Source organism: Pseudomonas sp. RP-B7, from assembly GCF_059803535.1.
On the sequence record NZ_JAPFHC010000001.1, the window covers coordinates 441,333 to 453,797 of the forward strand.

Annotated in this window: 7 protein-coding genes; 2 read left to right on the forward strand and 5 right to left on the reverse strand. The window is 62.4% G+C overall.

Features of this window, described 5'->3' with window-relative positions; all coding sequences use genetic code 11:
- Positions 1–243: 243 nt before the first annotated feature.
- From OPU96_RS01960 to tpx, 5 genes are all read right to left on the reverse strand, one after another.
- On the reverse strand, positions 244–1,713 hold the full coding sequence (locus OPU96_RS01960) for an efflux transporter outer membrane subunit (protein WP_192299612.1): 1,470 nt from the start codon (positions 1,711–1,713) through the stop codon (positions 244–246).
- Positions 1,710–4,817, reverse strand: a complete 3,108-nt coding sequence (locus OPU96_RS01965) for an efflux RND transporter permease subunit (protein WP_226457115.1) — start codon at positions 4,815–4,817, stop codon at positions 1,710–1,712. The genes OPU96_RS01960 and OPU96_RS01965 overlap by 4 nt, the downstream gene beginning before the upstream one ends.
- Positions 4,814–7,915, reverse strand: coding sequence for an MdtB/MuxB family multidrug efflux RND transporter permease subunit (locus OPU96_RS01970; RefSeq protein ID WP_192299614.1), 3,102 nt, complete (start codon positions 7,913–7,915; stop codon positions 4,814–4,816). Before OPU96_RS01970 ends, OPU96_RS01965 begins: the two co-directional genes overlap by 4 nt.
- A complete protein-coding gene (locus OPU96_RS01975) occupies positions 7,912–9,216 on the reverse strand; it encodes an MdtA/MuxA family multidrug efflux RND transporter periplasmic adaptor subunit (protein WP_498558560.1) in 1,305 nt (434 codons plus the stop codon). Before OPU96_RS01975 ends, OPU96_RS01970 begins: the two co-directional genes overlap by 4 nt.
- A 232-nt stretch (positions 9,217–9,448) precedes the next feature.
- On the reverse strand, positions 9,449–9,949 hold the full coding sequence (gene tpx / locus OPU96_RS01980) for a thiol peroxidase (protein WP_226457117.1): 501 nt from the start codon (positions 9,947–9,949) through the stop codon (positions 9,449–9,451).
- A 156-nt stretch (positions 9,950–10,105) separates the two neighbouring features.
- Here tpx and OPU96_RS01985 point away from each other — a divergent pair, with 156 nt between their 5' ends.
- Both OPU96_RS01985 and OPU96_RS01990 read left to right on the forward strand, forming a co-directional pair.
- Positions 10,106–11,395, forward strand: coding sequence for a glycosyltransferase (locus OPU96_RS01985; RefSeq protein WP_226457118.1), 1,290 nt, complete (start codon positions 10,106–10,108; stop codon positions 11,393–11,395).
- 72 nt (positions 11,396–11,467) lie between these two features.
- Positions 11,468–12,373, forward strand: a complete 906-nt coding sequence (locus tag OPU96_RS01990; protein ID WP_192299618.1) for an AraC family transcriptional regulator — start codon at positions 11,468–11,470, stop codon at positions 12,371–12,373.
- Positions 12,374–12,465: the final 92 nt, after the last annotated feature.

Below are 12,465 nucleotides of genomic sequence, written 5' to 3' on the forward strand. Positions count from 1 at the left end.
GAAACCAGATGTGGGAGATTCCATGGCTGAGGGGCAACCCCTCAACCACAGCGCCGCCTTCGTCGCCTCGCTCAGAAGACTAGCAGTGTCTGGGCGATCCAGCAGAGCACTGACGCCCCATCAACACCCATCAACTGTGGGAGCGGGCTTGCCCGCGAAGGCGCTGGATCAGCCAATGAATCCGTTGACTGACACACCGCATTCGCGAGCACGCCAGCTCCCACATTTAGTCCATGTTTGCCGTTAATCCTTTGCGTCAAACGCGGTTTTCCCGTCCCAACCGCCGCCCAACGCCGCAATCAATTGCACACTCGCCACCAGTTGCGTCTGCAACAGGGTCAGCACGGTGCGCTCATTGCTCAGGGCCGTCGCTTGCACCTGCACCACATCCAGGTAGGCAATCAACCCGGCCTTGTACTGGTTCTGGGTCAGGCGCAGCGACTCACGCGCGGCCTCCAGCGCCTCGTTGCTGACCACCGCCTCGTCTTCCAGCACCTTGAGCTGGACCATGTAGTTTTCCACTTCGCGGAAACCATCCAGCACGGTCTGGCGGTACTTGGCCACGGTCTCGTCATAGCTGGCGACGGTGCGGTCGACTTCCGCCGAGCGCTGGCCGCCGTCGAACAGGGTCATGGCGAGTTTGGGCCCCACCGACCAGAAGCGGTTCGGCAGGCTGATCCAGTCGGCGTAGGTGCTGCTGGAGTAACCACCGGCCAGGCTCAGGGTCAGGTCCGGATAATAGGCGGCCTTGGCCACGCCGATATTGGCGTTGGCGGCGATCACCGCGCGTTCGGCCGAGGCGATGTCCGGGCGCCGTTCCAGCAGCTGCGACGGCAGGCTCACCGGGATCTGCGGCAACGCGGGAATATCATTGCTCACCGCCAGCTTGAAGTTGGCCGGAGCCTCGCCGATCAACACCGCGATGGCGTTTTCCAGCTGGGCGCGCTGCCAGATCAGGTCGATCAGGCTGGCCTGTGTCGACTTGAGCTGGGTTTGCGCCTGAGCCACTGCGTCCTTGCCGGACACACCGGCGCGGTATTGGTTTTCGGTCATTTGCAGGGAGCGTTGATAGGTCTCCAGGGTCGCTTGCAGCAGGCGCGTCTGTTCGTCCATGACGCGCAACTGCAGGTAGCTTTGTACCAGTTCCGACTGCTGGCTCAGGCGCATCGCCGCCAGGTCCGCCGAGCTGGCTTCGGCGCTGGCCTCGTTGGCCTCCAGGCCACGGCGCAATTTACCCCAGATGTCCGCCTCCCAACTCACACCCAATTGAGCATTGAGGGTGTCACGGATACCGCTGCTGGAACTGCTCAGGCTGGCGCTGCTGCTGCCGGTACCCTGGCTGGCGCGGGTTTTCCCGGCGCTCAGGTCAACCGTGGGGTAAAACGCGCCACGGGAACTGCGCACCAGCGCCTGGGCCTGACGAAAGCGCGCTTCGGCCTGGGCCACAGTCTGGTTGGCACTGTTCAGGCGCAGCACCAGCTCATTGAGCTGGCGGTCGCCGTACAACTCCCACCAGGCGCCACGGGCCAAGGAGTCGCTTGGGGTCGCCTGGCGCCAACCCTGGGCTTCCTTGAATTGTGCCGGCTCGACCACGTCCGGGCGTTTGTAGTCGGGACCGACGGCGCAGGCACTGAGCAACGCGCCGCAGAGCACCAGGCTCGCCACGCGGGAGCCCCGCAACAGGGCCAATCGGGCAAAGGTTGAATCGGTCATAGCGCAGTGTCCAGGGCAGCATCGGTACGCACGCCGCGCCAGGCGTTGAAGCGGTGGCGCGCGCGGTCGAGATAGAGGTAAACCACCGGGGTGGTGTAAAGGGTCAGGATCTGGCTGAACACCAGGCCGCCGATAATGGTCAGGCCCAGGGGGCGGCGCATTTCCGCGCCATCGCCGGCACCCAGCAGCAGCGGCAAGGCGCCGAGGATGGCGGCCAGGGTGGTCATCAGGATCGGCCGCAAACGCAGCAGGCAGGCACTGCGAATCGATTCGAGCGGCCCCATGCGGTCATTGCGCTCCAGCTGCAACGCCAGGTCGATCATCAGGATCGCGTTCTTCTTCACCACCCCAATCAACAGGAACAGGCCCAACAGGGAGATCAGGCTGAACTCGCCTCCCGTCAGGTAGATGGCGAGCATGGCGCCGACACCTGCCGACGGCAAGGTCGAAAGAATCGTCAACGGGTGAATGTAGCTTTCATACAGAATGCCCAGCACCAGGTACACCGCCACCAGCGCGCCGAGGATCATGAACGGCTGGCCCTTCTGGGTCGCCGCAAACGCATCGGCGGTACCGGCCATCTTGGCGATCACATCTTCCGGCAAACCGACCTTGGCGATCGCCCGCTCAATGGCCGCCGTGCCCTGCTCGACCGTGACCCCGGGTGCCATGTCGAAGGCAATGTTCTCGGAAGCGAATTGGCCTTCGTGGCTGACACGGTCGTCGGCCAGGCTGTTCTCATAATGCGCGATGGTCGACAACGGCACCCGCGCCCCGCTGGAGGTGATCACCTGCATCTGGTTGAGGGTGATCGGGTCCTGGGCGTATTTCGGGTTGACTTCCATCACCACCTGATACTGGTTCAGGCTGTCGTAGATGGTGGAAATCTGCCGCTGGCTGTAGGCGTTGTTCAGCACCGCGGTGACCATATTCATATCGATACCCAGGCGCTTGGCCTGGTCGCGGTCGACCACCAGCGTGACCTGCGCCGCGCCACGCCCCTCGCGGGCGTCGATGGCAGTAAGTTCCGGCAGCTCGCGCAAGGCGCTGACCACTTTCGGATACCACAGGCGCAACGCGGCCAGGTCGCCGCTTTGCAGGATGTAGGAATACTGCGCGCTGGTCTGGTCGCGGCTGCCGCCGAACTGCAGGTCCTGGTCAGCCATCAGGAACAGGCGCCCGCCCGGCACCAACGGGACGTTCTTGCGCAGACGCTCGATCACCGCCTGGGCCGAGACCTTGCGTTCACTGATCGGCTTGAGGCGCACCAGCATCACCGCGTTATTGGTGCCGTTGTTGCCGCCGATAAAGCCCGCCACGCTGAGCACCGCCGGGTCCTTGAGCACCGCTACGCGGAAGGTCTCCATCTTCGGCTGCATCACGTTGAACGACAGCCCGTCGTCGCCGCGCACAAAACCGATCAACTGCCCAGTGTCCTGTTGCGGCATGAAGGTCTTCGGCACCACCACGTACAGCGCAATGTTCACCCCCACGGTGATCAACAGGCTGAGCAGCGTCAGGCGGCGATGGCGCAACGCCCAGTCGAGGCTGGTAGCGTAGCCGGCGACCATGCGGTCATTGACCTTCTGGCTCCAGCGCTGCAACCCACTCAGCTGGCCTTTGACATGTGGCTTGAGCCAGCGCGCGCAGAGCATCGGGGTCAGGGTCAGCGACACCACCAGCGAAACGATGATCGCCGCCGACAAGGTGATGGAAAACTCGCGGAACAGGTTGGTGACGATCCCGCCCATGAACAGGATGGACAGGAACACCGCCACCAGCGACACGTTCATCGACAGCAAGGTAAAGCCGACCTCCTTGGCACCCAGGTACGCCGCCTTCATCGGCGGCACCCCCTCGTCGATATGCCGGGAAATGTTCTCCAGCACCACGATGGCATCGTCCACCACCAGCCCGGTGGCGAGGATCAGCGCCATCAGCGAGAAGTTGTTCAGCGAGAAACCGAACAGGTACATCACCGCAAAGGTGCCCACCAGCGATACCGGCACCGCCAGGGTTGGAATAAGCGAGGCGCGGAAATTGCCGAGGAACAGGTACACCACCAGGATCACCAGGGCCACGGCAATCAGCAGGGTCATTTCGGCTTCATGCAGGGTTGCAGTGATCACCGGCGAACGATCCATGGCCAGGTTCAATTTAACGCTGGACGGCAGCACCGCCTGCAACGCCGGCAACTGCGCCTTGATCTGCCTGACGGTCTCAATGATGTTGGCGCCGGACTGGCGGTTGATCACCAGCAGCACCGCCGCATCGTTGTTGAAGAAACCGCTGTTGTAGCGGTCCTCCACGCCGTCGCTGATCCTGGCCACATCGCCCAGGCGCAAGGCCGCGCCATTCTGGTAGCGGATCAGCAGCGGCTCGTAGTCCTTGGCTTTTTCCAACTGGTCGTTGGCCTGGATCTGCCAGTTGCGCTCGCTGTCTTCCAGCGAGCCCTTGGGCCGCCGCTGGTTGGCGTTGGCGATGGTGTTGCGCACATCGTCCAGGGCCACACCGTATTGATCCAGGGCCTTGGGTTCGAGTTCGATACGCACCGCGGGCAAGGAACTGCCGCCGATCTGCACTTCACCCACGCCCGGCACCTGGGACAGGCTTTGCGACAGGATGGTCGAGGCCAGGTCGTACAACTGGCCCTTCTGCAACACGTCCGAGGTCAGCGACAGCACCATGATCGGCGCCTGGGACGGGTTGATCTTCTTGTAGGTCGGCATGCTGCGCATACCGCTGGGCAGCAGGTTGCGCGAGGCGTTGATCGCGGCCTGCACTTCCCGCGCCGCGCCGTTGATGTCGCGGTCGGAGTCGAACGCGAGGATCACCCGCGTCGAACCCTGGCTGGAGCTGCTGCTCATGGTGGTGATGCCGGCAATTGCGCCGAACGAGCGCTCCAGCGGCGTCGCCACAGTGGAGGCCATCACCTCGGGACTGGCCCCGGGCAAGCTGGCCGAGACCACGATCACCGGGAAGTCGATCTGCGGCAGCGGTGACACCGGCAACAGGTTGAAGCTCACACCGCCCAGCAGCATGATCGCCAGGCTCAACAGCATGGTGGCGACGGGGCGGCGGATGAAAGGTCCGGACAGGTTCATGACTCAACCGGCTCCAGGCTTTGCGGCTCTTTGCGCCAGCGACGGCCAAGGCGGTCGAAATACAGGTAGATCACTGGTGTGGTGAACAGGGTCAATACCTGGCTCACCAACAAGCCGCCGACCATCACCAGGCCCAATGGCTGACGCAACTCTGCGCCGGAACCGGTGGCCAGCATCAACGGCACCGCGCCAAACAAGGCCGCCAGGGTGGTCATCAGGATCGGCCGGAAACGCAGCAGCGCGGCCTGATAGATCGCGGTCTGCGGGTCCAGGCCTTGATTGCGCTCAGCGTCGAGGGCGAAGTCGATCATCATGATCGCGTTCTTCTTCACGATACCGATCAGCAAAATGATGCCGATGATCGCGATCATGCCCAGGTCATTGCCACTGAGCAGCAAAGCGAGCAAAGCGCCCACCGCCGCCGACGGCAAGGTGGAAAGAATGGTGATCGGGTGGATATAGCTCTCGTAGAGCACGCCAAGCACGATGTACATGGTCACCACCGCCGCCAGGATCAGCAGCAAGGTGCTCGACAACGACGCCTCGAACGCCTGGGCCGCGCCCTGGAACTGGGTCTGCACGCCCACCGGCATGCCGATGTCCTTCTGCGTCTGGTTGATCAGTTCCACGCCTTTGCCCAGCGCGACGCCGGGGGCCAGGTTGAACGACATCATCACCGCCGGGAACTGGCCGATATGGGCAATCGCCAACTGCGCCTGGCGCTGCTCGACCCGGGCCAGGCTGGACAGGCGCACCTGGCCGCCATCGGTGGTCTTCACGTGGATCTGGTTCAGCGCGTCCGGGCCGAGGGTTTCGCCGGACTGGGCCTGCAACACCACGCGGTACTGGCTGGCCTGGGTGTAGATGGTGGAAATCTGCCGCTGGCCGAAGGCGTCATACAGCGCGTCGGTGATGGTAGAGACCGTCACGCCCAGGCGCGAGGCCGCATCGCGGTCGATCACCAGAAACACCTGCAAGCCTTTGTCCTGCAAGTCGCTGGCGACGTCAGTGAGTTCCGGCAACTGGCTCAAGGCATGCACCAGCTTGTCACTCCACAGCGCCAGCAAATCGGCGTCTGGCGACGACATGCTGAACTGGTACTGGGTACGGCTCACGCGGTCTTCGATGGTCAGGTCCTGCACCGGCTGCATGTACAGGCGGATGCCCACCAGCTTGTCGATTTGCGGTTGCAGGCGGGTGATCACCTCGGCCGCACTCAAGTCGCGCTGGCCGTGGGGCTTGAGGTTGATCAGCAGGCGACCGCTGTTGAGGGTCGCGTTGTCGCCATCCACGCCGATATAGGAAGACAGGCTTTGCACCGCCGGGTCGGCCAGGATGACCTTGGCCAACGCCTGCTGGCGCTGGCTCATGGCCGCAAAGGAAATCGACTGCGGCGCTTCGGAAATGCCCTGGATCACACCGGTGTCCTGCACCGGGAAAAAGCCCTTGGGCACCACCAGGTACAGAAACACGGTCAGGCCCAGGGTGGCGATGGCCACCAGCAGGGTCAGCGGCTGGTGCTTGAGCACCCACTGCAACTTGCGGCCGTAGGCTTCGATCATCCAATCGATCCATGCTCCGCTGGCCTTGTAGAAGCGGCCCTGTTCCTCTTCCTTGGGTTCACGCTTGAGCAGGCGCGCGCACATCATCGGCGTCAGGGTCAGGGACACCACCAGGGAAATCAGGATCGCCACCGCCAGGGTGATGGCAAATTCGCGGAACAAGCGCCCCACTACGTCGGCCATGAACAGCAACGGGATCAATACCGCGATCAGCGACAGGGTCAGGGAGATCAGGGTGAAGCCAATCTGCTTGGCGCCCTTGAGTGCCGCCGCCAGCGGGGTCTCGCCCTCTTCGATATAGCGCGAGATGTTCTCCAGCATCACGATGGCATCGTCCACCACAAACCCGGTGGCGATGGTCAGGGCCATCAACGTCAGGTTGTTGATGGAGAAACCGGCCAGGTACATCACCCCAAACGTGCCCACCAGCGACAGCGGCACGGCGATGGACGGGATGATCGTCGCGCTGAACCGACGCAGGAACAGGAAGGTCACCATCACCACCAGGGCGATGGCGATGAGCAATTCGTGTTGTACGTCAGTGACCGAGGCGCGGATGGTCTGGGTGCGGTCGGTCAGCACGAGCACATCGAGGCCGGCCGGCAGGTTGTCAGTGATGCTTGGCAGCAGCGCCTTGATGCGGTCGACCACTTCAATCACATTGGCGCCAGGCTGGCGCTGGATATTGAGCAGCACGGCCTGGTTTTCGTTGGCCCAGGCAGCGAGGCGTTCGTTTTCGGCGCCGTCGACGATCTGTGCGACGTCCTTCAGACGCAACGGCGCGCCATTGTTGTACGCCAGGATCAACTCGGCGTATTGCTGGGGCGAGACCAACTGGTCGTTGGCGTCAAGCATCGACACGCGGGTCGGGCCGTCGAAGTTGCCCTTGGGCTGGTTGACGTTGGAGGCAGCGATCAGGGTGCGCACGTCCGACAGGTTCAAGCCGTTGGCCGCCAGGGCCTCGGGGTTGACCTTGATACGCACGGCCTGGCGCTGGCCGCCGGCAATACTGACCATGCCGACGCCACTGATCTGCGCGATTTTCTGCGCCATGCGGGTGTCGACCAGGTCGTTGAGCTTGGGCAGCAGCATGGTCTTGGAGGTGACGGCCAGGGTCAGCACCGGGGTATCCGCCGGGTTGACCTTGTTGTACACCGGCGGCGCGGGCAAGTCCTTGGGCAACAGGTTGGTAGCGGCGTTGATCGCGGCCTGCACCTGTTGCTCGGCGACGTCCATGTTGACGTCGAGGTTGAAGCGCAGGGTCAGCACCGACGCGCCACCGGAACTGGTGGACGCCATCTGCGTGAGGCCGGGCATCTGGCCGAACTGGCGCTCCAAAGGCGCGGTGACGGCACTGGTCATCACGTCCGGACTGGCGCCGGGGTACAAGGTCATCACGCGGATGGTCGGGTAATCCACCTGGGGCAGCGCCGAAACCGGCAGCAGGCGATACGCAATGATGCCGGCCAACACAATGGCCAGCATGCTCAGCGTGGTGGCGACCGGGCGAAGGATAAACAGCCGCGACAGGTTCATGAACCGACCTTTTGCGCCTTGCCGGCGGTGGTGCCGGTCTCCCCTTTCGCCGCAGGCTTGCCTTGCAGGTGTTCGGTCGCAGTGGTCAACACTTCGCTGCTGTCGTTGACCACTTCGATTTCACTGCCGTCCTTCAAGCGGTCGGTGCCTTCCAGTACCACGCGGTCACCCGCCACCAGGCCTTGCTTGATCACGGTGTTGTCGCCATCGGTGTCACCGACTACCAGCGGCTGGATCTTGACCTTCTTGTCGCCATCGAGCTTGTAGACAAAGGTGCCGTTGTTGCCGAACTGGATCGCCGCGGACGGCGCCAGCACAACGTTGTGCAGGGTGTCGGCGAGCAAGTGCACATTGACGAACTGGTTGGGAAACAGCACCTGGTCCTTGTTATCGAAACGGCCCTTGAACTTCAGGGTTCCGGTGGTGACGTCGATCTGGTTGTCGAGGCTTTGCAGCACGCCGACCGCCTGCTTCTTGACGTCGCCACGGTCCCAGGCTTCCACCGGCAGCTTGTTGCCGGCGTGATAGCGGGCAAGCACCGTGTCGAGGGTGTTTTCCGGCAGGGTGAAGGCCACGTTGATCGGCTGGGTCTGGGTGATCACCGCCAGCGACGTGGTGTCGTTGGCCGCCACCAGGTTGCCCACATCGACCTGGCGCAGGCCGACACGACCACCGATAGGCGCACGGATCTTGGTGAATTCAAGGTTGAGCTTGGCGTCGTCCACCGCGCCCTGGTTGGTCTTGACCGTGCCCTGGTATTGCAGGACCAGTGCTTCGGCGGTGTCCAGGGTCTGCTTGGCGATACTGTCCTGGGCATACAGGCCGCGATAACGCTCCACATCCACCTGGGCGTTCTTCAACTGCGCCTGGTTTTGCAGCAGCGTGCCCTGGGCCTGGAGCAAGGCGTTCTGGTAGCTGCGCGGGTCGATCTCTGCCAGCAGGTCGCCGGCCTTGACCATCTGCCCTTCTTCAAAGGCGATCTTGATCAGCTCGCCGCCCACCCGGCTGCGCACATTGATGGTGTTGAGCGCCGTCACGGTCCCCAGCGCCTTGTAATACACCGGGAAATCACCGACTACCGCAGGCGCGACACGCACCGGGATCGGCCCCGTGGCACCACCAAAGCCCGGGCGCATCATCCCCGACTTGCCAGCACGCCCGGCCGGCGCCTGTGCTGCGGCGTCCTTGTGGCTGGCGGGCCAGAATTTCCAGCACAGGCCGGCGATGACCAGCAGCACGAGCAGGCCGAACAGCCAGCGGCGGGATTTACGGGGGGAGGATTGCATGGATTGATCAACCATTGGGCGCGAGAGCTTCTTCTTCGGGAGGCTGAAAGATAAGCACTGGAGCGCGTTTAGAGAAGCGCCTTTACCGGCTATTTACCTTGGGCTTACAACTTTTAACTTCTGACTTTAGTCCATCCGCTAATTCAGCTAAGCGGTTGACCCTTAAATGAAAACGGCCTGGACTAGGCCAGGCCGCAATCATGTAGCACGCGTGTTACTGCCAAGCGACAGCAATGCGCCGAAACAGTTACTTCAACACAGCCAGGGCTGCATCGTAGTTTGGCTCTTGGCCGATTTCGGCGACCAGTTCGCTGTGCAGGACGTTATCGTTTTCGTCCAGTACCACGACAGCGCGAGCGGTCAGGCCTTTCAGCGGGCCATCAGCAATCGCGACACCGTAGTCAACGGCGAACGCCGCGTCACGGAAGTCAGACAGGTTCTTCACGTTTTCCAGGCCTTCGGAACCGCAGAAGCGCGCCTGGGCGAACGGCAGGTCGGTGGAGATGCACAGGACAACGGCGTTGTTCAGCTCGTTGGCCTGGGCGTTGAACTTGCGCACCGAGGTCGCGCAGGTCGGGGTGTCGACGCTTGGGAAGATGTTCAGCACTTTGCGCTTGCCGGCAAAGGTCGCCAGGGTTGCATCCGACAGATCGCCGGCAGTCAGGGTGAAATCGGGCGCCGGGGTGCCAACTTGCGGCAATTGGCCTTCAACCTGGACAGGGTTACCACGGAGGGTGACTTGAGCCATGAACGGAATCCTTATGCTATTTGGGTTAAACGAATTCGAGAGGCCGAAGTTAACCACAAAGCGCGGTGGCTACCTACCGCCAGACACAAATTCTCATCGGTGGGGTTGTGGTTTAATTGCGCGCTTTTCGCCTGCCCTTCAAGAGAGTCGTTGTTGATGAATCAGCCCGCCACCAAAGTCCTGGTCATTGGTTATGTCTGGCCGGAGCCGCGCTCCTCGGCCGCTGGCGGACACATGATGCAAATATTGCAGAGTTTCCTTACGCAAGGCTGGGATATCACCTTCAGCAGCCCTGCCGCGCTTGGCGAACACAAGGCCGACCTGCAAATACTCGGCATCAGCGAATGCGCCATCGAACTCAATAACAGCAGCTTCGACGATTTTATCCGCGAACTGGCCCCGGACATCGTGCTGTTCGACCGTTTCATGATGGAAGAGCAATTCGGCTGGCGCGTTGAAAAACACTGCCCCGACGCCCTGCGCGTGCTGGAAACCAGCGACCTGCAAAGCCTGCGCGACGCGCGCCAGCAGCGCCTCAAGGACCACCTCAAGGCCCATCCCGACAGCGACGACTTCAGCGCCCTGTTCGCCCCGGCGCTGGAGGAAGAATTCCAGCTGATGGCCGACACCGATATCGCCAAGCGCGAGATCGCGGCGATTTACCGCTGCGACATCAGCCTGATGATCTCCGACGCGGAAATCCGCCTGCTCACCGAACACTTCAAGGTGCCGGCGGCCCTGCTGCACTGGTGCCCGTTGATGCTTGACGCACCGGCCGCGCCCTTCACCCCGTTTGAAGACCGCGCGCATTTCCTCAGCATCGGCAACTTCCGCCACGCGCCCAACTGGGACGCGGTGCTGTGGATGAAGAACAGCCTGTGGCCGCTGATCCGCCAGCAGCTGCCGGGCGCCCAACTGCACATCTACGGCGCCTACACGCCGCCCAAGGCCACCGCGCTGCACAACCCGGCGCAGGGTTTTCATGTAATGAACTGGGCCGAAGACGCGCTGCAAGTAATGGGCGCAGCACGCATCTGCCTGGCGCCGCTGCGCTTTGGCGCGGGTATCAAGGGCAAGCTGGCGGATGCAATGCTCTGCGGCACGCCGAACATCACCACGCCGATTGGCGCCGAGGCCATGGGCGACAGGCAAGCCTGGCCAGGCGTGATCGCCCACAGCGCACCTGCCCTGGCCGCCGCTGCCGTGGCGCTGTATCAGGACCGCGCGCGGTGGACCGAGGCCCAGGAACAGGGGCGTCGATTGCTGGCAAGTCGCTACGACACCGCCCTCCACGCCCCAGCACTGGTGGCCTGCCTGGCGCAGTGCCGCAGCCGCCTCCAAGCCCATCGCCGCGACAACTTCACCGGCGGCATGCTGCGCCATCACGCCCATAAAAGTACCCAGTACATGTCCCAGTGGATCGAGGCGAAAAACCGCACCGTATAAACATCGGCGCTGGCAGGCTTACACGCATAGGGGCATTATTCGGGTCGCAACCAACAATAAAGCGACGGCAGCATGACCCGAGCAACGCGCATCACCGACCCTTCCTACGAGCTGATGGACGATCACAACGGTCTGTCCATCATCTATCGTCAGCACGGCTTCCCCTGCCCGCTGGTGCGCTGGCATTTCCACAAGGAATACGAGCTGCACCTGATCGTCGCCAGCTCCGGCAAGGTGTTTATCGGCGACTATATCGGCAATTTCTATCCGGAAAGCCTGTTCCTCACCGGCCCCAACCTGCCCCACAACTGGATCAGCCAGGTTGAAGAAGACGAAGTGGTGCCCAAGCGCGACATGCTGGTGAACTTCACCGATGAATTGCTGGAAAACGGCAGCCAGATCTTCGCCGAGCTCAAGAGCCTGGCGCCGCTGCTGGAACGTGCCCAATACGGTATCGAGTTCCGCTGCAAAAAGACCATCGCCCAGGCCATGGCCTTGATGCAGCGCATCGAGGATGCCCAGGGCATGGCACGCTTGGGGCACTTTTTTATCCTGTTGGAAGTGCTCAGTGCTTGTGAGGATTACCAGTTGCTGTCTGGCGTGACCACGCCGCAACTGGCTGACGAACACAGCATCGACCGTACCAACCGCGCGGTGGACTACATCTTTGCCCACTACGCGCGCGAGTTGCCGCTGGAGGAAGTGGCGGATTACCTGGGGATGAAACCCACGTATTTCTCGCGAGTGTTCAAACAGGCCACGGGCCGCACGTTTATCGAGTTTGTCAATCGCCTGCGCATCAGCAAATCCTGCGAATTGCTGGCCGATGGCGATAAAGCCGTCACGGATGTGTGCTTTGAGTCGGGCTTCAACAACATCTCCAATTTCAACCGACGCTTCCAACAGCTCAAGGGCATGACGCCGTCCCACTACCGACGCCTGGCGGTGCAGCGGCTCACTGAGCAAAACCTGGCCTGAAACCGCAACACCGCAGCCATAGCCTTTCGGGGGTACAAAAAAGGAACTCATACACGGCCCGCCGCCACGCAATGAGGGAAGTTTCCAATACC

What these genes read in the sequence shown, in the direction of transcription:
- OPU96_RS01970 (WP_192299614.1), bottom strand. Translation starts at nt 7,915, where the DNA reads ATGAACCTGTCGCGGCTGTTTATCCTTCGCCCGGTCGCCACCACGCTG.
- OPU96_RS01990 (WP_192299618.1), top strand. Translation starts at nt 11,468, where the DNA reads ATGACCCGAGCAACGCGCATCACCGACCCTTCCTACGAGCTGATGGAC.
- tpx (WP_226457117.1), bottom strand. Translation starts at nt 9,949, where the DNA reads ATGGCTCAAGTCACCCTCCGTGGTAACCCTGTCCAGGTTGAAGGCCAA.
- OPU96_RS01960 (WP_192299612.1), bottom strand. Translation starts at nt 1,713, where the DNA reads ATGACCGATTCAACCTTTGCCCGATTGGCCCTGTTGCGGGGCTCCCGC.
- OPU96_RS01965 (WP_226457115.1), bottom strand. Translation starts at nt 4,817, where the DNA reads ATGAACCTGTCCGGACCTTTCATCCGCCGCCCCGTCGCCACCATGCTG.
- OPU96_RS01975 (WP_498558560.1), bottom strand. Translation starts at nt 9,216, where the DNA reads ATGGTTGATCAATCCATGCAATCCTCCCCCCGTAAATCCCGCCGCTGG.
- OPU96_RS01985 (WP_226457118.1), top strand. Translation starts at nt 10,106, where the DNA reads ATGAATCAGCCCGCCACCAAAGTCCTGGTCATTGGTTATGTCTGGCCG.